At 72.7% G+C, this 19,312-nt stretch carries 16 protein-coding genes and 1 tRNA gene; 8 read left to right on the top strand and 9 right to left on the bottom strand.

The features are described from left to right. Positions 1 to 34 precede the first annotated feature (34 nt). Together RM555_RS12790 and RM555_RS12785 are read right to left on the bottom strand one after the other, a co-directional pair. Positions 35 to 505 carry a GNAT family N-acetyltransferase gene (locus RM555_RS12790; protein WP_311411938.1) on the bottom strand — a complete coding sequence of 157 codons (471 nt, stop codon included), beginning with the start codon at positions 503 to 505 and terminating at the stop codon, positions 35 to 37. Positions 506 to 649: 144 nt separating this feature from the next. Next, positions 650 to 2,530 (bottom strand): sigma-70 family RNA polymerase sigma factor, encoded by a 1,881-nt coding sequence (locus RM555_RS12785; protein ID WP_311411937.1) that lies wholly within the window; start codon positions 2,528 to 2,530, stop codon positions 650 to 652. A 132-nt stretch (positions 2,531 to 2,662) separates the two neighbouring features. On the opposite strand from RM555_RS12785, the gene RM555_RS12780 reads away from it, so the two are divergent. From RM555_RS12780 to RM555_RS12765, 4 genes are all read left to right on the top strand, one after another. Further along, positions 2,663 to 3,535 carry a hypothetical protein gene (locus tag RM555_RS12780; protein WP_311411936.1) on the top strand — a complete coding sequence of 291 codons (873 nt, stop codon included), beginning with the start codon at positions 2,663 to 2,665 and terminating at the stop codon, positions 3,533 to 3,535. 231 nt (positions 3,536 to 3,766) lie between these two features. Next, entirely contained in the window at positions 3,767 to 4,102 is a 336-nt protein-coding gene (locus RM555_RS12775; RefSeq protein ID WP_311411935.1) for a DUF6204 family protein, read from the top strand. 247 nt (positions 4,103 to 4,349) lie between these two features. After that, entirely contained in the window at positions 4,350 to 5,252 is a 903-nt protein-coding gene (locus tag RM555_RS12770) for an aminoglycoside phosphotransferase family protein (RefSeq protein ID WP_311411934.1), read from the top strand. Positions 5,253 to 5,353: 101 nt separating this feature from the next. Continuing rightward, positions 5,354 to 6,148, top strand: a complete 795-nt coding sequence (locus RM555_RS12765) for an ATP-grasp domain-containing protein (protein WP_311411933.1) — start codon at positions 5,354 to 5,356, stop codon at positions 6,146 to 6,148. 273 nt (positions 6,149 to 6,421) lie between these two features. Here the strand turns inward: RM555_RS12765 and RM555_RS12760 are convergent. The 6 genes from RM555_RS12760 to RM555_RS12730 all read right to left on the bottom strand — a co-directional run bounded on the left by RM555_RS12760 (position 6,422) and on the right by RM555_RS12730 (position 11,259). Further along, a tRNA-Val gene (locus RM555_RS12760) sits at positions 6,422 to 6,496 on the bottom strand. Positions 6,497 to 6,575: 79 nt separating this feature from the next. After that, positions 6,576 to 7,043, bottom strand: a complete 468-nt coding sequence (locus RM555_RS12755) for a peroxiredoxin (RefSeq protein ID WP_121400357.1) — start codon at positions 7,041 to 7,043, stop codon at positions 6,576 to 6,578. A gap of 83 nt (positions 7,044 to 7,126) precedes the next feature. Continuing rightward, on the bottom strand, positions 7,127 to 7,564 hold the full coding sequence (locus RM555_RS12750) for a DUF3052 domain-containing protein (protein ID WP_132237238.1): 438 nt from the start codon (positions 7,562 to 7,564) through the stop codon (positions 7,127 to 7,129). A 112-nt stretch (positions 7,565 to 7,676) separates the two neighbouring features. Further along, positions 7,677 to 10,253, bottom strand: a complete 2,577-nt coding sequence (locus RM555_RS12745) for a transketolase C-terminal domain-containing protein (protein ID WP_396888752.1) — start codon at positions 10,251 to 10,253, stop codon at positions 7,677 to 7,679. A gap of 51 nt (positions 10,254 to 10,304) precedes the next feature. Continuing rightward, the gene (locus RM555_RS12735; protein ID WP_311411932.1) at positions 10,305 to 10,787 is read right to left on the bottom strand and encodes a MarR family winged helix-turn-helix transcriptional regulator; all 483 of its coding nucleotides are present in this window, start codon (positions 10,785 to 10,787) and stop codon (positions 10,305 to 10,307) included. 67 nt (positions 10,788 to 10,854) lie between these two features. After that, positions 10,855 to 11,259, bottom strand: coding sequence for a YjbQ family protein (locus tag RM555_RS12730; protein ID WP_311411931.1), 405 nt, complete (start codon positions 11,257 to 11,259; stop codon positions 10,855 to 10,857). Between the two features lie 253 nt (positions 11,260 to 11,512). On the opposite strand from RM555_RS12730, the gene aceE reads away from it, so the two are divergent. Continuing rightward, entirely contained in the window at positions 11,513 to 14,257 is a 2,745-nt protein-coding gene (gene aceE / locus RM555_RS12725) for a pyruvate dehydrogenase (acetyl-transferring), homodimeric type (protein ID WP_311411930.1), read from the top strand. 138 nt (positions 14,258 to 14,395) lie between these two features. Here the strand turns inward: aceE and RM555_RS12720 are convergent, their stop codons facing one another. Then, positions 14,396 to 14,842 carry an SRPBCC family protein gene (locus RM555_RS12720; protein WP_311411929.1) on the bottom strand — a complete coding sequence of 149 codons (447 nt, stop codon included), beginning with the start codon at positions 14,840 to 14,842 and terminating at the stop codon, positions 14,396 to 14,398. 186 nt (positions 14,843 to 15,028) lie between these two features. Here RM555_RS12720 and RM555_RS12715 point away from each other — a divergent pair, with 186 nt between their 5' ends. The 3 genes from RM555_RS12715 (at position 15,029) to gltX (ending at position 19,130) form a co-directional block, all read left to right on the top strand. Beyond that, the gene (locus RM555_RS12715; RefSeq protein ID WP_311411928.1) at positions 15,029 to 16,360 is read left to right on the top strand and encodes a GH1 family beta-glucosidase; all 1,332 of its coding nucleotides are present in this window, start codon (positions 15,029 to 15,031) and stop codon (positions 16,358 to 16,360) included. Beyond that, a complete protein-coding gene (locus RM555_RS12710; RefSeq protein ID WP_311411927.1) occupies positions 16,357 to 17,634 on the top strand; it encodes an MFS transporter in 1,278 nt (425 codons plus the stop codon). Before RM555_RS12715 ends, RM555_RS12710 begins: the two co-directional genes overlap by 4 nt. 86 nt (positions 17,635 to 17,720) lie before the next feature. Continuing rightward, a complete protein-coding gene (gene gltX, locus RM555_RS12705; protein WP_311411926.1) occupies positions 17,721 to 19,130 on the top strand; it encodes a glutamate--tRNA ligase in 1,410 nt (469 codons plus the stop codon). Positions 19,131 to 19,312: the final 182 nt, after the last annotated feature.

The following is a 19,312-nucleotide window of genomic DNA, read 5'->3' as shown; positions in this document are numbered from 1 at the left end:
CGCGGCCGATCGGCCGTCCGGGCACGCCCGTGGGTTACAGCCGCTTGCGCATCTGGATGGCGGTCGCCTCGAAGCCCAGTTGCTCGTAGAGCCTGCGCGCGGGGAGGTTGAAGCCGAAGACGCTCAGGCCGATCGAGACGACCCCCCACTCCCGGCACCGCTGTTCGACGGCCTGGAACATGGCCCGCCCGTGGCCCCTGCGCCGTAGTCCCGGTCGCACCTCGACGTCGTAGCAGAAGGCGTGCGGCCCGTCCGACTTCTGTTCGACGTGCAGCCAGAGCATGCCGACCTCGTCGTCACCGTCGTGGGCCGTCCAGAGATGGTGCCCTGGCGTGGCCAGCCCGTCGGGCAGGAGCCTCGCGTAGTCCTCCTGGGCCTTCTGTTCGGCCTCCGGTGCCGGCAGCGCGCCGGACTCGGCGATGTGCTGCGCGTAGCTCGCCTCCGCCCGCCGCCGATACCGGAGGTACTGCTCGGCGGTCATCGGCTCAAGTCTCAGCGTCGCCACCCCGACACCGTATTTCAGCCGCACGCACCGGGCCGCCCGGGAAGGACAATCAGGACAGCGGGGTCCACATCCGCCCCGACCTGACTCCGTCCACAGTGACGCCGATGGGCCTCTCATTCCGCAGGCCGCCCGCGACCGTTCCGGCTAGCCCGGTCGCACGCACGGATCGGTGACCGTGTAGGTCGGGCTGCCCGCCGTGCGGCCGTCCCCGGCAGTCGCCCGTACCGACCAGGTCAGCGTCGGTGCGCGCAGCCGCCCGACGCTCGCCCGCGCGGTCGTTCCGTCCACCGTCATCGCCCGGGTCGACGTCCTGCCCCCGGCGGGTGTCCAGCGAACCTCGGCGCCGCCGAGCGCGGCACTGCCGGTGGCCTGCACCACGAGGGTGTACGTGTCCGAGCCGCACCGCACGTGGGCGGTGGCGGAGACCGTGAACGGTGCCGCCACCTTCGGCGTGACGGTCGGCCGGGGCACGGCCGGAGGTCTGGTCGGTGCCGTGGTCGGTGCCGGTGCGGGGCCACCTGGCACGGCGTCGGGCGCGTCAGTCCGGGTGACCCCGTCGCCGTCCCCGGGCGTGACCACGGGCCCGGGTGTCGGACCGACGGCACCGGCCGGCGGCGGTTCGGCGGCCCGCGTGCCGGTCACCGGGGCGGTGCCCGACGGCGACGCGGAGGCGGGCGTCACCGGACCGCCGGCCGCCGGTCCGCGCGTCTCCGACACCGGCTGGCCGGCGGCGTCCTGCGCGGCGGTCGGGCGGCCGGGTGCCAGCGCCCAGGTCCCGAGTGCGGCGAGGAGGATCAGCAGCGCCACGGACGCGGCCAACTGCCGGCGGTGCCGCTTGCGGTTCGCAGGCGAGGTCGTCCGCACGGGATGCGCCGCACCGCGCGACGCCACCGCGCCGCCCGGAGCGGCTGCCACATCGTTCGAGGACGCTGCCACACCGGCCGAGGACACTGCCGTCACACCGCCCGAGGGCCCCGCCGCCGCACCGTCCGGGGTCACCGGCCCGTTCGCCGCGGGCGTAGGCCCGTCGGCCGCGCCATCCGCCGGGGTCCCCTCAGCGGCCCCCTGTGCCTGTCCGGTGTCCCCCATCCCGGGGAGTGCCTCGGCCGGCGGCGCTGGGTCGGGTACCGGGCCGGGCGGCGGCGCCGGATCGGCGGACAGCGCCGGATCGGCCGGCGCGGGGTCGGCCGTGACCGGGCCCGCCGGATCGGTCCCCGCGCCGGGTACCGGATCGGCCGGGGCGCCGGTCGGGGCCTCGGCCAGTCGCGGCCACACCGAGTCGGCGACGACCAGGAAGGCCGGAGCCGTGTACGCCGACAGCAGCGCGGCCGGGCTGAGCTGTTCCCGCCGGAGCAGCCCGCACACCGCACAGCTCTCGATGTGCCGCGACACCCGCTTGCGCAGCGTCGGGGTGAGCCGGCCCTGCCAGCCGTCGATCAGGTCGGCGAGACCCGGGCAGTCCCGGGCTCCGGTACGGGCCACCAGCAGCGCCCCCAGCGCCCGTTCGAGCTGCGCGCGGGCGCGCGAGAGGCGGGCGTGCGCGTGGTTCGTGGGCACCCCGAGAGCCGCGCCGATGTCGGCGGACGACAGGTCGTGGCGGATGGCCAGGTGGACCACCTCACGGTCGCCCGGGTTCAGCGCCGCCACCGCGCTGTGCACCAGGTCGCGTACCTGATCGGCGTTGACGCCCGTGCCCGGGTCGGCGATGTCGGCCGCCGGCTCGCCGGCCTCCTCCAGTGGCAGGGACCGGGACCGCTCCCGCAGTTGCCGGAGGCACTCGTTGCGCACGATCGCGTACAGCCAGGAGCGCAGCCGGTCGGGCTCGCGGAGCTGGTCGATGCGCTGGCTGGCGGTGAGGAACGCGTCGTGGACGGCGTCCGCGGCGGCCTCCGGTTCGCGCAGCATGGTCCGGGCGTACGTGTAGAGCCGGTCGGCGTAGCGCCGGTACATGCCCTCCAGCCCGGCCCGCTCACCGCGGCGCACCGCCTCGACCAGCGTGGAGTCGTCCTGTGCCGCCGTGTCCATCGTGTCCCTCACTGCTCGTCGACGGGTCCAGTAAAGCGGCGGAATATTTTTCTCCGAAGTTTCTGTTGGCATCCCGACCCGCCCCGACTCCTACCGGTGTCATCGCGACGAAGAACCCGAAGGGAAGACACCATGCGAGAAGGATCGAAGCACATCCGGTTGGCGCGTCGGACGGCCACTGTGGGCGGGGCCGCGCTGAGCGCGCTCGTCCTCGGCCAGCTTGCCCTCGCCGGGCCGGTGGCGGCGGTGCCCGGCCTGAGCATCAAGACGACGACCGGTCCCAGCAACAGCAGCGCGAAGACGCAGAACACGCCCTGCCCGACCGGCACCAAGGTCATCGGCGGCGGTGGCGCGATCACCGGTTCCGGCCTCGGGCAGGTCGGCATGGACATCATGCGTCCGCTGATCGGCGGGGACGCGTACTCGGTCACCGGTCGCGAGGACGAGAACGGCGTCGGCGGCAACTGGGCGGTCACGGCGAACGCCATCTGCGCCACGCCGCCGGCCGGTCTGGTGATGGTGTCCGGCAGTTCGGCGCCGAGCTTCGGCACGTCGAACTGGTTCGAGAAGTCCTGCCCGGCAGGCAAGCACGCCATCGGGGTCGGTGGCGCGGTCGTCGGGGCGGCGAACAGCGAGGTCGTCCTGGAGGACCTGCGCATCCACCAGAACAGCGTCGTCGTGGCGGGTGCCGAGGACGGCACCGGATTCGCCGGCAGCTGGTGGCTGGACGCGGTCGCGATCTGCGCCGACCCGCTGCCCGGCGAGCAGCGCGTGATCGACGACAGCGTCTACAGCTCCGCCGCCACCCGGTCGATCACGGCCACCTGCCCGACCGGGACGCGGGTGCACGGGGTGGGCGGCGAGATCCTCGGCGGCGACGGGCAGGTGCGCCTGACCCAGATGCGGGCCACCACCTCGACCGTCGTCACCGTCTCCGCCGCCGAGGACGAGAACGGTTTCAGCGGCAACTGGAAGGTGCGCGCGTACGCCGTCTGCGCGAACTGACCCGCCGGTACCCGTGGTCCCGCGCCGGGCGTCCGGCGCGGGACCACCGGGCCGCCGGGTCGATCGAGAGCGGTTCCGCGCGGCTCCGCCGGGGCGGTCATGAATCGGCGACGGCGCCATGGAGCTCGTTGATATGTTGCCGGCGACGAGTCGAGGGCGGCGGGACGATGGCCAGGTTGAGCCGCGGCCGGTGTCCGATCGTGACGATCAGCCAGGCCGGAGGTCTCCAAAATGACCCGCAAGACCTATCAGGTCATCGTGCGCGGCAAGTTCGCGTCGCTCAGTCACGAGCAGCGGGCCGCGCTGCTCGCCAAGGCCGACGAACACGACGTGTTCCGGGCCGGTTTCACCGAGGAGGGCACCGTGACCTACGAGCGGTCCCTGCTCAGTTCGTTCACCTTCCGCTGCGTCGTCCGGGCCAGCGAGGACGACGAGGAAGAAGTCGTGATCGGCAGGGCGGAAGCGCTCGCCGCAGCCGCCGTCCGAGGACTCGGGGTCGGCTACCGCGACCTCACGTCGGTGTCGACCGATCTCGACAGCATCAAGGTCCGCCAGCGGGGGCGATGACGCCTGGCCGAAGGCTGCGCGACCGACAGCGGACCGCCGGGCAGCCGGCGGTCCGCTCGTTTGCTGGTCAGGTGGTGGGCGTGGCAGGTTTCGAGCCTGCGACCCCTCGCTTGCAACTTCTGGGCGTTCCCCGGGCTGTCACCAACTGCGCTCGCTGCCAAGCGACCAACGCTGCGAGCGCAGGCAAAGTGCAGTGCCGGACTAATCGGTTGGTATCGCGCCGCCGCACCGCACTACCGTGCTGGTCGTGCCCATCCACCATGACGAGGTCCGCGCCACCGTCGGTCAGGTGCGCCGCCTGGTGGCGGCCCAGTGCCCGCCGTGGGCCGACCTTCCCGTGACGCCCCTGGCCGACGAGTTGGAGGGCACCGACCACGTACTGTTCCGGATCGGCAACGACCTCGTCGCCCGTATGCCCAAGATCGCCTCGGCGGTGGACCAAGCCGATTCCGATGCTCGATGGCTGCCCGTGCTGGCGCCTCACCTGCCGGTGCGGATCCCCGTTCCGCTGCACGTCGGCGAGCCGGGCGAGGGTTACCCGTGGCGGTGGACGGTGGTGCCGTGGGTTCCGGGCGAGACACCGCCCCGGCTCGGCTGCGACGACGTGACCCTGGCCGTCGACGTGGCGGCCTTCGTCCACGCCCTGCACCGGGTGGATCCCGCCGGAGGTCCGGTCAAGCCACCGGGTTCGCGCGGGTCCGCCCTGCGCCACGTCGACGGGGCCGTCCGCCGTGTACTGCCGCGCCTCGCCGAGCATGACGACGGCTTCGACGTGGCGGCAGCCGCGACCGCCTGGGACGCCTGCCTCGCCGCTCCCGACTGGGACCGGGACCCCGTGTGGATCCACGGCGACCTACAGCCGGGCAATCTGATCACCGACGCCGGCCGGCTGGCCGCGGTCGTCGACTTCGGCGCACTCGGTGTCGGCGACCCGGCACCGGACGTGGCACCGGCGCTATGGACCTTCACCGGCGCGGCTCGGGACGCGTACCGGAAGGCAATCGAGTACGACGACGCCACCTGGCACCGCGCCTGCGGCTGGGCCCTCGCACCGTCGCTGACCGGCATCGACTACTACCGGCGCACCTTTCCCCGGATGGCCGAGCACGGCCGCCGGATGGTCCGCGCAGTGATCGCCGAACTGGCGTGAGCGCCACTGCCGGCCGGATGCCTCCGCGCTCAGCGGACCCGCCAGTCGCAGCGCCGTACGCGACGAACCCTGATGTTCAGGCCGGGGCAGGGTCCTCGGCCGTGACCCTGGTCCTGCCGCCGCGCCTCACCGCCTCGGCCGAAAGCCTGCGCGACGCCGCTCACCGACGCGGACTACGCACCATCCAGCTCCGCACCTTCGAGGTACCCGCCGGGACGCGCGCCGGTCACCTCCTTGCGGGCCCGAGCTTCGCCGACGTCGTCGCACCGCTGCTCGGGATCGCCCTCCTGGAGGCCGCGCCCAACTGGCTGGCTCGGCTTCCCCGTGACCTCACCCGCCGGGAGATCGACCTGGTCGCCATCGGCGAGGCCTACGAACTCCGTCGACCGGCGTTCATCAAGTCACCCAACGACAAGAACATCCCGGCGATGATCTACACCGACGGCTCCCGCCTTCCCGGCCCGGATGCCGTCGACCGACGAACTCCGGTGCTCGTCAGCGACATCGCCGACTTCACCGCCGAGTACCGGCTGCACCTGCTCGACGGTGTCGTCCACGCGGGCAGCCAGTACGCCGCGCACGGCCGACCACGCCTCGGCCCTGCCTCGACCGACGCGCTGGCCTTCGGCACCGACCTCCTCGCCGGATACGGGCACACGCTGCCGTCCGCCGTCGTCGTGGACGTGGGACTGACCGACGGCCGCTGGGCCGTCATCGAGGCGAATGCCGCGTGGGCCAGCGGCGCCTACGCAGCAGACCCGGATCTGGTCCTCGACGTCGTCCTCAGAGCAGCCGGCCCGACGGCTTCGGTCAGCGCGCGCGACCGACGGTTCATCCGACAGCCGCAGCGACCCGCAGCAGCCCGTCGGCCCGCTGCGGACAGCGGTACACGATGACCGCGCCTACATTCGAGCGTGGCGGATCTCGGTCTGGGAGACACCGGAGGCCATCGGCTGCGGCGACCTACCCGACACGCCACCAGGCGCACCTGTCGAGGCCGCCCAGCAAGACCTCCTCGCACACCTCCGTGGGCACTGGCACTTCACGGGCCAGCTGACCTGGCGCGAAGAGAGACCCGACCGCTGGGTCGCGACGCCCACCACCGGCTGAAGCCGCAGATCGTCCAACCGGGCGTCGCGGGTCAGGACCGGTGATGGTGGCGGTGGTGATGGTGGGCGCGGCAGGTTTCGAACCTGCGACCCCTCGCTTGTAAGGCGAGTGCTCTCCCACTGAGCTACGCGCCCGGAACGCCCGTACGGCGGGCCGGAGGGTGGCAAGCTTACCCTGCCCCCACCGGCCCGGTCGTACGGCGTGCCCGGTCGGTCAGGCCGCGACGGCCTCGGCGAGGGCCTTGCGCCAGCCCTGCTGGTCGCGCGCCTCGCCCGGCATGTTCATCTCGGCGAAGCGGACCACGCCCGCCTTGTCGATCACGAAGGTGCCCCGGTTGGCGATGCCCGCGACGTCGTTGAAGACGCCGTACGACTGGGCGACCGCGCCGTGCGGCCAGAAGTCGGCCAGCAGCGGGAACTGGTAGCCCTCCTTGTCGGCCCAGATCTTGTGGGCGTAGACCGAGTCGACGCTGACGGTCAGCACCTGGACGTCGTCGTTGACGTAGTCGTTGAGGTTGTCCCGCACCTCGCACAGCTCACCCTGGCAGATCCCGGTGAAGGCGAGCGGGTAGAAGACCAGCAGCACGGTGCGCTTGCCACGGAAGTCCGAGAGCCGGACCTCCTGGTTGTTCTGGTCCTTGAGCACGAAGTCCGGCGCCTCGGCGCCAACCTCGATCGGCATGCGAGCTCCTCAGGATGGGGTCGGATGGGCAACAGCCTGCCACACCCGGCAGCGGGCGCCGCCGGGTGATCGCCGGCGCCGGCCTACTTCTTGCCCTTGGCCCCGCGGCGCAGGACGAGGCGGGCGCCGCTCCAGTCCCGGCCGGCGTTGACGGTGGAGGTCTGCTGGAGGCCGGCGGTGGGCGCGGACTCGGCGACCTCGCTCGGCTCGACGTGCCCCTCGCGCCCCGCCTTGGGCGTGAGCAGCCACACGACACCGTTGTCGGCCAGCGGGCCGAGGGCATCGACGAGAAGCTCGAAGAGATCACCGTCGCCGTCGCGGTACCAGACCAGCACCGCGTCGACCACCTCGTCGGTGTCCTCGTCGACCAGATCTCCACAGCGGTCGGTCAGGGCGTCCCGGAGATCCTGGTCGACGTCGTCGTCGTACCCCATCTCCATGACGACCATCCCCGGTTCGATCCCGAACCGGTCCGCCAGGCTGCGTACCCCGTCGGCGGCCTGACCAGCGGTCGCGCTCACTGTCGCGTGCCTCCTCATCTCATCCTTGCCCGCGGCGTCGCGTCGACGCCGTCAGGCAAAGTCCACACAGTTGTGGCTCCCCGCGCAAGTGGCGCACCGGGTGGAACGGAATTTACCGTGCCAGAAGCGTGCGGGCACCCTGGGTAATTGCTTCCTCGGAGACCAGAACGTGACGGGCCGCCGGACCTAATGGTACAAAAGAGTCAACTCCGGCCACCCGCCGCGCCGCTCCGACATATCCGGCGTCCACCAGGGCCGCGATGACCCCCTCGCCGACCCCGCCGGAGCGGCGGGTCTCGTCCACGACCAGCACCCGGCCGGTCGCCGCCGCCTCCCGGATGACGTCGGCCACCGGCAGCGGGGAGAGCCAGCGCAGGTCCACCACCCGGGTGCCGATCCCCTCGTCGGCGAGGGTCGCCGCCGCGCGCAACGACATCGGCACCCCGTTACCGAACGTGATGATCGTAACGTCCTCGGCGGAGCCGACGCCGTAGACGCGGGCCCGCCCGATCGGCACGTGACCGCCGGTCCACGCGCCGGGCTCGGCGTAGTGGGACAGCCACTCACCGTCACCGTCGGCGTACAGGTCGCGGGTGTGGTAGAGCGCGATCGGCTCCAGGAAGACGCAGACGCTGCCGTCCACCGCCGCGCTGGCCAGGCAGGTGCGCAGCATGGGTGCGGCGTCGTCCGGCCGCGCCGGCACCGCGATCACCAGGCCCGGCACGTCCCGGAGTACGGCCACCGAGTTGTCGTTGTGGAAGTGCCCGCCGAAGCCCTCCTGGTACGCCAGGCCGGCCACCCGCACCACCATCGGGTTGCGGAACGCACCCTGCGAGAAGAACTGCATCGTGGCGGCCTCGCCCCGCAGCTGGTCCTCGGCGTTGTGCAGGTACGCCAGGTACTGGATCTCGGGCACGGGCAGCATCCCGGCCAGCCCGGCGCCGAGCCCCAGCCCGAGGATCGAGGTCTCGTCGAGCAGCGTGTCGAAGACCCGGGCCACGCCGAAGCGGTCCCGCAGCCCTTTGGTCACCCCGTACACGCCGCCCTTGGCGCCGACGTCCTCGCCGAACACCGCCATCTGCGGGTGGTCGAGCATCCCGTCGGCGAGCGCGGCGTTGATGCTCTGCGCCAGCGTCAGCGGGCCGGTCAGCTCCGGCGGCTTCCCGCCGAACGCCTCCGCCCGCGCACCGGCGCCGGGGCCGCCGGCACGCGCCGCCGCGTCCGCCACCGCCCGGGCGAGGCGTGCCGGCCGGCGCGGGGCCAGCGGGGCGACCACGTCGGCCGGTGCGGTCAGCTTCGGCTCGTCCAGCACCTCCTCGGCGATCCGGCGCACCTGCCAGCCGATCTCGTCGTACCGGGCCAGCAGCTCCTCGCCGGTGGCGAGGCCCGCCCCCACCAGCAGCCGTGCCGTGGCGGTCAGCGGATCCCGGGCGAGGTCGGCCGTGATCTCTCCGGGGCTCCGGTACTCGGTCTCGGCATCCGCGCCGGCGTGTCCCATCAGCCGTACGGTCGACAGGTGGAGCACGGCGGGGCGTCGGTGCCGGCGCACCCAGGCCGCCGCCTCGGCGGCCGCCTCGTAAGCCCGCAGCAGGTCGCCGCCGTCGGCGGAGAAGTAACGGACCCCCGGCTTCGACCGCAGGGTGGTCTCCACCCACCCCTTCGGGGAGCGGACGCTGATGCCGAGGCCGTTGTCCTCGCAGACGAAGAGCACCGGGATGCGCAGGCCGGTGTGGTCGTACCAGCCGGCGGTGTTGAACGCGGCCGTGGCGCTGGCGTGGTTGACCGACGCGTCGCCGAACGAGCAGACCACGATGGCGTCCGGCGGCCAGGAGGTGTGCGTGGCGCCCCCACCGCCGCTGGGCGGCACCCCGTCCCGCCGACCGGAGGTCTCCAGCCGGCGCAGCCGTTCCACGGCCAGCCCCATCCCGACGGCGCGGGGCAGGTGCGAGGCGATCGTGGAGGTGGTCGGGACGACGGCCAGGTCGGCCCGGCCGAAGACCTTGTGCCGACCACCGGCGAGCGGCTCGCCGCTGGAGGCGACCATGCCCCGCAGCACGTCGCGGGCCGCCTCGGCGTACCCCGGGCGGAGCGGCCGGTCCACGGCGGACCCGGCGCCGCCGGTCGGCTCCTCCGCGTCGGAGGCGTCCGGCGCGGAACCGTCGCCGGGACCGTCCGGGTCGCCCGGCGCGGCCTCGACGGGCCCGTCGGCCGCCGCCGGCCGGTCGGTGCCGACCCGCTCGGCATCGGACCGCTCGGCGTCGGACCGCTCACCCGAGGGCTGGTCGGCCTCGGGCTGGTCGGTCCCGTCCCGGTCGGCCTCGGGCCGCTCGGCCGGCGTCCACCCGGCGGCCTGGGCGGCGCGGACGCAGTAGAAGGCACCCGAGCGGTAGTGCAGCAGCGCCGGGTCGGTGGCGCGCAGCGCGGCGGCGACCGCGGCGTTGCCCTCGTGGCCGGCGGAGCCGATCGTGTAATAGCCCTCGCCGAAGCTGCGCAGCCACCGGCCGGCCAGGTCGAGCTGGCGGCTGATGGCCTGCGCGTCGAAGAGGTCCAGCGCCCGCGCGCCGGTCAGCGTCGTGTCGTCGGTGACCGGCCGTGCGGGGTCACGCCGCTGCGACGGGGTGGCCAGCGCGGCCAGCGTCTCCCGGAACCGGTCGTCGAGATCTTGCGGGGTGGTCACGTCGGACAGCATTACCGACGAGCGGCCTGTGCGCCCACTCGGACACGAACCACGCGGTGTGGGTCAGTCGTCGTCGCACCGCTCGGGGCAGCCGCCGTCGGAGACCTTCCAGACCAGCTCGCGCAGGGTCGCCAGTTCCTCGACGGTGAGCCCGGCGAGCAGTCGGGAGTCCGACATGACCTGGTGCACCCGGGCCCGCACCCGCCGCCCGGGCCCGGTCACCACCAGCGTCCTCTGCCGCCGGTCGGCGGGGTCGGCGTGCCGCTCGACCAGCCCGGCCCGCTCCAGCTTGTCGACCAGGGCGGTGACGTTGGAGCGGTCGCAGCCCAGCCCTTCGGCGAGGTCGCGGGCGGGCAGCGGCAGGTCGGGGTCCAGCTCGTGCAGCGCCCGCGCGGTCGCGGGGGTCAGCCCCAGCTCGGCGATCTCCCGGTCCTGGTGGTGGCGCAGCGCGGCGGCGACGTGCGTGATGCGGCGCACGACGTCGCCGGCCAGCGCCGCGCGGTCGGCGGGATCCGGCGGGACGGTGGGGACGGGCTGCGGCGCCATGCCTCATATCCTACGCGCGTCAAAAGTTGAGCAGCTCCACCATCGGCGGTTCGCCCGGAACTCGGCGTCAGCCGGGAAGGAACGAGAAGCGGACGGTCCGGGTGGGGTTGTCGCCGTTGGGGTCGACCAGGCAGACCGACTGCCAGGTGCCCAACGCCAGCCGGCCGTCGACGACCGGCAGCGTCGCGTACGGGGGGACGAACGCCGGCAGGACGTGGTCGCGCCCGTGGCCGGGCGAGCCGTGCCGGTGCCGCCACCGGTCGTCGGTGGGCAGCAGGTCGTCGAGCGCGGCCAGCAGGTCGTCGTCGGACCCCGAGCCGGTTTCGATGATCGCCAACCCGGCGGTGGCGTGCGGCACGAAGACGTGCAGCAGGCCGTCGCCCTGCCCGGAGACGAACCGCTCGGCCTCCGCCGTGATGTCCCGGACGGTCGGCCGGGCCCCGGTCTGGACGGTGATCACCTCACTGCGCATACGGCGCATTCTGCCCGAGTGGACCGACACCCGCCGCCGGACGCCGCTCGCCCGGATGCAAGGAAGGGCCCCTTCCTAACGCATAGCGTTAGGAAGGGGCCCTTCCTTGCGCGCCAGCCGGCCGGTTGCGCAAAGTTACCGGCGGGTACCTGTGTCGCGCGTCGCGTCTCCGGGCGGTGGGCGTGACGACAGGTGCCACCAGGGGGCAGGATGGCGCTAGAGACCTATCCCACACAGAACCGAGGGAACGCCTGTGGCTACGGAACGCAAGCGCCCGGTGATCACCGCTGGTCTGCCGAGCCAGCTTCCGGACATCGACCCTGAAGAGACCAGCGAATGGGTCGAGTCGCTCGACGGTGTCATCGACGAGCGCGGGACAAAGCGCGCCCGCTACGTCATGCTGCGCCTGCTGGAGCGGGCCCGCGAGCGCCAGGTCGGGGTGCCGTCGCTGACCACCACCGACTACATCAACACCATCCCGCCGGAGCGCGAGCCGTGGTTCCCGGGTGACGAGCACGTGGAACGGCGGATCCGGGCGTACGTCCGGTGGAACGCGGCCATGCTGGTGCACCGGGCGCAGCGGCCCGAGATCGGCGTCGGTGGGCACATCTCCACCTTCGCCAGCTCGGCCTCGCTCTACGAGGTGGGCTTCAACCACTTCTTCCGGGGCAAGGACCACCCGGGCGGCGGCGACCACATCTTCTACCAGGGCCACGCCTCCCCCGGCATGTACGCGCGGGCGTTCCTGGAGGGGCGGCTGACCGAGCACCAGCTCGACGGGTTCCGCCAGGAGCTGTCGCACCCGGGCGGCGGCCTGCCGTCGTACCCGCACCCGCGGCTGATGCCGGACTTCTGGGAGTTCCCCACGGTCTCGATGGGCCTGGGCGGGCTGAACGCGATCTACCAGGCGCGGTTCAACCGCTACCTGCACCACCGGGGCATCAAGGACACCTCGGACCAGCACGTGTGGGCATACCTGGGCGACGGCGAGATGGACGAGCCGGAGACGCTCGGCGCGATCGGCGTGGCCGCCCGCGAGGAGCTGGACAACCTCACCTTCGTGATCAACTGCAACCTCCAGCGCCTCGACGGGCCGGTGCGCGGCAACGGCAAGGTCATGCAGGAGCTGGAGGCGTTCTTCCGGGGCGCCGGCTGGAACGTCATCAAGGTGGTCTGGGGCCGGGAGTGGGACCCGCTGCTCGCCGCGGACACCGACGGCGCGCTGGTCAACCTGATGAACACCACGCCCGACGGTGACTACCAGACCTACAAGGCGGAGTCCGGGGCGTACGTCCGGGAGCACTTCTTCGGCCGCGACCAGCGGACCCGCAAGATGGTCGAGGACCTCAGCGACGACGAGATCTGGAACCTCAAGCGGGGCGGGCACGACTACCGCAAGCTCTACGCGGCCTACAAGGCGGCGATGGAGCACACCGGTCAGCCGACCGTGATCCTGGCCAAGACGATCAAGGGCTGGACGCTGGGCTCGCACTTCGAGGGCCGCAACGCCACCCACCAGATGAAGAAGCTGACGCTGGAGGACCTGAAGACCTTCCGCGACCGGCTCTACCTGGACATCCCGGACAAGGCGCTGGAGGACAACCCCTACCTGCCGCCGTACTACACGCCGGGCGAGAAGTCCGACGAGATCGCGTACCTCAAGGAGCGGCGCCAGCAGCTCGGCGGCTACCTGCCGTCGCGGCGCTCGGGCCAGAAGCGGCTGGCCATCCCCGGTCCGGAGCGCTTCGCCGACGTCAAGCGCGGCTCGGGCAAGCAGAAGGTGGCCACCACGATGGCCTTCGTCCGTCTGCTCAAGGACGTGATGAAGGACAAGGAGTTCGGCAAGCGCTGGGTGCCGATCATCCCGGACGAGGCCCGCACCTTCGGCATGGACTCGCTCTTCCCGACGCAGAAGATCTACTCGCCGCACGGCCAGCGCTACACCTCGGTCGACCGGGAGCTGTTCCTGTCGTACAAGGAGTCCACCACCGGGCAGATCCTGCACGAGGGGATCAACGAGGCCGGCTCGGTCGCCTCGTTCACGGCGGCGGGCTCGGCGTACGCCACGCACGACGAGCCGATGATCCCGATGTACATCTTCTACTCGATGTTCGGGTTCCAGCGCACCGCCGACGGGCTGTGGGCCGCCGCCGACCAGATGGCCCGGGGCTTCCTGCTCGGCGCCACCGCCGGCCGGACCACGCTCAACGGTGAGGGGCTCCAGCACGAGGACGGCCACTCGCTGCTGATCGCCGCCACCAACCCGGCGGTGGTCGCGTACGACCCGGCGTTCGCGTTCGAGATCGCGCACATCCTGGAGAACGGCCTGCACCGGATGTACGGCGAGGCGCAGGAGAACGTCTTCTACTACCTGACGATCTACAACGAGCCGATCCTCCAGCCTGCGGAGCCGGAGGGCGTGGACGTGGAGGGGCTGCTCAAGGGCATCTACCGCTACTCCCCCGCCCCGTCGGTGGGCGACGACGCGCCGAAGGCCAACGTGCTCGCCTCGGGCACGGGCATGCAGTGGGCGATCAAGGCGCAGCAGCTGCTGGCCCAGGACTGGGGCGTGGCCGCCGACGTCTGGTCGGTGACCTCCTGGACGGAGCTGCGCCGCGACGCGGTGCAGTGCGAGGAGCACAACCTGCTCAACCCGGGCGCGGAGCAGCGGGTGCCGTACATCCAGCAGAAGCTGGCCGACGCCGAGGGCCCGAAGGTCGCGGTCAGCGACTGGATGCGCGCGGTGCCGGACCTGATCGCCCGCTGGGTGCCCGGCGACTACACCTCGCTCGGCACGGACGGGTTCGGTATGTCCGACACCCGGCACGCCCTGCGCCGGCACTTCCACGTCGACGCCGAGTCGGTGGTGGTCGCGACGCTGCGGCAGCTCGCCCTGCGCGGCGCGGTACCGGCGAGCGTGCCGGCCGAGGCGGCCAAGAAGTACGCCATCGAGGACGTGAACGCGGCCCCGGTCGGCGAGACCGGCGGCGACAGCTAGGACGTACGAGACGAGGGCCCGGCGCTTCCCGCGCCGGGCCCTTCGTCGTCCGCCGACGAGCGGACCGGCGGTGGTCCGGAGTCCCTGGCGGGGACACCGGGCCACCGCCGTCGCGGGTGGCGCCAGGACGTGCCCGGCTCAGCCGACGGCGGCCAGATCGGTCAGCCGGGCGAGCGAGTCCTCCAGGTCGGCACCGACCCTGCGCAGGCCGAGGCGGAGCAGGGCGGCCTTGACCGGACCGGCCGGCCAGCGTACGACGATGAGCCGCACGATCGTCCCGCCCTCCTCCTCGCCTGCGGTGAGCTGGACGTAGATCTCGGTGCGCGCCTCCGCCCGGGCACCGGCGCCCTTGGCGCGTTCGCGCCAGCCGATCAGGGTCGGCGCCTGATAGGCGATCACCTCGGCCTCATGCGCGGCGCCACGTCCGGCCTGGACGAGTTGTCGGCGCCCGAAGCCCTCTCCCGAGAGCACCTCGGCCGCACGGACCCCCGCCAGCCAGGCCGGCAACTGCTCGGCCCGCTGCACGACGTCCCAGACCGCTTCCACTGGCGCCATCACGTGCGCACTGCGTTCCACGAGGATCATTTCCGTCTTTCCTCCAGTGAGGACATCCCACGATATCGGCACTCTATGCGCAAATTCGGACGTACTGGGACGGGTTCGGAAAAGACACGCCGAAATCCATTGCGCCACGGCGCCGTACGGCCTATGGCGCATCGACCGACCGCCCCCTAGAGTCGCGAGCACGATTCACGTACGACGGGAGGGCGCATGTCGACCGCAGCGATGCCCGAGTTCCCCCCCGGATTCCGCTGGGGAGTGTCCACCTCCGCCCACCAGATCGAGGGCGGCGTCGACGAGAACGGGCGGGGAGCGTCCATCTGGGACACCTTCGCCCACACCCCCGGCCGGGTCGCCGACGGCAGCACCGGCGACGTGGCCTGCGACCACTACCACCGGCACGCCGAGGACGTCGCGCTGCTCGCCGGGCTGGGCGTCTCGGCGTACCGCTTCTCGATCGCCTGGCCCCGGGTGCGGCCCACCGGCGACGGCCCGGTCGACGCGCGCGGGCTGGACTTCTACGACCGGCTCGTCGACGACCTGCTCGCCCACGGCGTCGACCCGGTCGCCACGCTCTTCCACTGGGACCTGCCGCAGGCCCTCGAGGACGCGGGCGGCTGGCTGAACCGGGACACCGCCCACCGCTTCGCCGAGTACGCCGACGCGGCCGCCGCCCGCCTCGGCGACCGGGTGAAGCTCTGGATCACCCTCAACGAGCCCTTCATCCACATGAGCCTCGGCCACGGCACGGGCGAGCACGCCCCCGGCCGGACGCTGCTCTTCGACGCCTTCCCGGTGGCCCACCACCAGCTGCTCGCCCACGGCCTCGCCGTCGCCGCGCTGCGGGCGCGCACCACGAGCCCGGTCGCCATCGCGAACAACTACTCGCCGGTGCGCATCGCCGGCGACACCGACGCCGACCGGGCGGCCGCCGCGGCGTACGAGGCGCTGCACAACCGCCTCTTCACGGACCCGCTGTTCGGCCGGGGCTACCCCGCCGAGCTGGGCTTCGACACCGCCGCGGTGCGCACCGGCGACCTCGACGTGATCGCCGCGCCGATCGACGTGCTGGGGGTCAACTACTACAACCCCACCGGCGTACGCGCCCCGCAGGAGGGCTCGCCCCTGCCGTTCGAGTTCGTGCCGCTGGCCGGATACCCGCGTACCGCCTTCGACTGGCCGGTCGCCCCCGACGGGCTGCACGAGCTGCTCGGCTGGCTGCACCGCACGTACGCCGACGACCTGCCCCCGATCCAGGTCACCGAGAGCGGCTGCGCGTACGACGACACGCCCGACGCCGACGGCCGGGTGCACGACCCGGAGCGGATCGCCTACCTCGACGGGCACCTGCGCGCGGTACGCGCCGCGATGGACGAGGGCGTCGACGTGACCGGTTACTTCGTCTGGTCGCTGCTGGACAACTGGGAGTGGGCGGAGGGCTTCACCAAGCGCTTCGGCCTCGTGCACGTCGACTTCGACACCCAGCTCCGTACGCCCAAGTCCTCGTACGCCTGGTTCCGTGACCTGATCGCCCGGCCGTGACCACCGTCGACCCGACGCCCGCGTCGCTGCCGGCGGCGCTCGCCGAGCCGACCGCGCCGGTGCGGCGGGGCTGGATCGCGCTGATCTTCGCCGCGAACCTCGGGGTCTGGATGGCGTTCTTCACGCCCATCCAGGTGCTGCTGCCGCAGCAGCTGGAACGGATCGCCCCGGCCGACAAGGAGACGGCGCTGGCCGTGGTCACCGGCCTCGGCGCGCTCGCCGCGGTGCTCGCCAACCCCCTCGCCGGGGCGCTGTCGGACCGCACCTGCCTGCGGCTGGCCGGGCGGGAGTTCGGCCGGCGGCACGTCTGGACCGCCGGCGGCGCGCTGCTCGGCGCGGCGGCCCTGGTGCTGCTGGCGCAGCAACGCACCGTCGCCGGGGTCGCGCTCGGCTGGGTCGCCGCCCAGGTCTGCTTCAACGCGATGCTGGCCAGCCTGACCGCCGCCGTGCCGGACCGGGTGCCGGTCGCCCAGCGTGGCGGCGTCTCCGGCTGGGTCGGCATCCCCCAGGCGCTGGGGCTGGTGCTCGGGGTGGTGCTGGTCACCGCCGTGGTGAGCGGCACCGCCGCCGGCTACCTGGCGATGGCGGCGGCGGTGCTGCTGCTGGCCCTGCCGTTCGCGCTGCTCACCGCCGACGACCCGCTGCCCCGGGCGCACCGGCCGGCGCTGCGGTGGCGCGCCCTGCTCGCGTCGATGTGGATCTCGCCGCGCCGCCACCCCGACTTCGGCTGGGCCTGGATCACCCGGTTCCTGGTGCAGCTCGGCAACGCGCTCGGCACGCTCTACCTGCTCTACTTCCTCACCGACGAGGTGCGCCACGTCGATCCCGAGGGCGGCCTGCTGGTGCTGATCCTGCTCTACACGGCCGGCCTGGCGGCCACCGCCGTGGTGGCCGGGCGGCTGTCGGACCGCTCCGGCAAGCGGAAGGTCTTCGTCATCACCGCCGGCGGCATCATGGCGGTCGCCGCGCTGCTGCTGGCCGTCGCGCCGGTCTGGCCGGTGGCCGTGGCCGCCGCGCTGCTGCTCGGCGCCGGCTACGGCGTCTACCTGTCGGTGGACGCCGCGCTCATCACCCAGGTGCTGCCCGCCGCGACCGACCGGGCCAAGGACCTGGGCGTGATCAACATCGCCAACTCCGCCCCGCAGGTGCTCGGCCCGGCGCTCTCCGCCCCGCTCGTGGTGCACCTCGGCGGCTACCCGGTGCTCTACGCGGTCACCGCGGCGGTCACCGTGCTGGGCAGCGTCCTGGTCCTGAAGATCCGCTCCGTGCCCTGAGGTGTAAGGAAGGGCCCCTTGCAATCGCGTAGCGATTGCAAGGGGCCCTTCCTTACACCGTTGCGCGCCGCCGTAGGCTGGGGGACGTGACGGTACGTGTGCGCTTCGCCCCCTCCCCGACCGGTATGTTCCACGTCGGCGGCGCCCGCTCGGCGTTGCAGAACTGGATCTACGCGAAGCAGCAGGGCGGGGTGTTCGTGCTCCGCATCGAGGACACCGACGCGGCCCGCAACAAGCCGGAGTGGACCGAGGGCATCCTCTCCGCGCTGGACTGGATCGGCATCGAGCGCGGCAGCTACGAGGGCCCGCACTTCCAGTCGGAGTACGCCGGCGAGCACCGGGCCGCCGCCGCGCGGCTGCACGACTCCGGCCGCGCGTACTACTGCGACTGCACCCGCGAGGCCGTACAGGCCCGCACCGGCTCGCAGTACCAGGGCTACGACGGCTTCTGCCGGGACCGGGGCCTGCCGGCCGGCGAGGGGCGCGCCCTGCGCTTCCGTACGCCCGACGAGGGCGAGACCGTGGTCGTCGACCTGATCCGCGGCGAGCCGACCTTCGAGAACAAGCTGATCGAGGACTTCGTCATCGCCCGGGGCGACGGCTCGCCGGTCTTCCTGCTCGCCAACGTGGTCGACGACATGACCATGGGCATCACCCACGTGATCCGCGCCGAGGAGCACCTGCCCAACACCCCCAAGCAGCAACTCCTCTGGGACGCCCTCGGGGTCAAGCCGCCGGTCTGGGCGCACGTGCCGGTCGTGGTCAACGAGAAGCGGCAGAAGCTCTCCAAGCGCCGGGACAAGGTGGCCCTGGAGGCGTTCCGGGACGAGGGCTACCTGGCTGAGGCGATGCGCAACTACCTGATGCTGCTCGGCTGGGCGCCGTCGGGCGACCGGGAGATCGTCCCGTGGTCGGTGATCGAGGAGGAGTTCCGGCTGGCGGACGTCAACCCCTCGCCGGCGTTCTTCGACGAGAAGAAGCTCCGCGCGTTCAACGGCGAGTACATCCGGGCGCTGCCGGTCGAGGAGTTCGTCGAGGCCTGCCGGCCGTGGCTGACGGGCACCGGCACCATCGCCCCGCCGCCGTGGCAGCCGGAGGAGTTCGACGCCGACGCCTTCGCGGCCGTGGCCCCGCTGGCGCAGACCCGGATCGCGCTGCTCAGCGAGATCGTGCCGAACGTCGACTTCCTCTTCCTCGCCGCGCCCCTGATCGACGAGGCCGCCTGGGCCAAGGCGATGAAGGAGGGCTCCGCGGAGCTGCTGGACGCCGCCACGGCGGCGTTCGAGGCGCTGGAGTCGTGGGACGCCGAGACGCTGAAGTCGACGCTGGAGGCGGTCGGCGCCGAGCGCGGGCTCAAGCTCGGCAAGGCCCAGGCGCCGGTGCGCGTCGCGGTCACCGGCCGTACCGTCGGGCTGCCGCTGTTCGAGTCGCTGGAGGTGCTCGGCCGAGAGCGCACCCTGAGCCGGCTGCGCGCCGCCCGGGTCCGCCTGTTCTGAGCCCGGGCCAGTTCCCGACGGCCACGACCACCCTGCCGGGACGGCCCACCCGCGCGCCTGCGGCGCCGCCGCCACGTCGGTCCTCGACCTCCGGCTCCGGCTCGGGGTGGTCCTGACGGCGGCGTACCCGCTCAGCGCCCGGACCGGTGGGTCCGGGCGCTGAGGCGTCGCGGGCCCGCGCC

The sequence above is a fragment of the Micromonospora reichwaldensis genome, from assembly GCF_031845925.1.
Classification (GTDB): Bacteria; Actinomycetota; Actinomycetes; order Mycobacteriales; family Micromonosporaceae; genus Micromonospora; species Micromonospora reichwaldensis.
The sequence above is the reverse complement of the archived record's forward strand: the minus strand, read 5'-3'. Positions and strand labels throughout refer to the sequence as shown.

Excerpts from the sequence above, each read along its gene's own strand:
- RM555_RS12745 (WP_396888752.1), bottom strand. The coding sequence starts at position 10,253 with ATGCTGTCCGACGTGACCACCCCGCAAGATCTCGACGACCGGTTCCGG.
- RM555_RS12730 (WP_311411931.1), bottom strand. The coding sequence starts at position 11,259 with ATGCGCAGTGAGGTGATCACCGTCCAGACCGGGGCCCGGCCGACCGTC.
- RM555_RS12785 (WP_311411937.1), bottom strand. The coding sequence starts at position 2,530 with ATGGACACGGCGGCACAGGACGACTCCACGCTGGTCGAGGCGGTGCGC.
- RM555_RS12780 (WP_311411936.1), top strand. The coding sequence starts at position 2,663 with ATGCGAGAAGGATCGAAGCACATCCGGTTGGCGCGTCGGACGGCCACT.
- RM555_RS12720 (WP_311411929.1), bottom strand. The coding sequence starts at position 14,842 with ATGATCCTCGTGGAACGCAGTGCGCACGTGATGGCGCCAGTGGAAGCG.
- RM555_RS12715 (WP_311411928.1), top strand. The coding sequence starts at position 15,029 with ATGTCGACCGCAGCGATGCCCGAGTTCCCCCCCGGATTCCGCTGGGGA.
- RM555_RS12735 (WP_311411932.1), bottom strand. The coding sequence starts at position 10,787 with ATGGCGCCGCAGCCCGTCCCCACCGTCCCGCCGGATCCCGCCGACCGC.
- RM555_RS12775 (WP_311411935.1), top strand. The coding sequence starts at position 3,767 with ATGACCCGCAAGACCTATCAGGTCATCGTGCGCGGCAAGTTCGCGTCG.
- RM555_RS12755 (WP_121400357.1), bottom strand. The coding sequence starts at position 7,043 with ATGCCGATCGAGGTTGGCGCCGAGGCGCCGGACTTCGTGCTCAAGGAC.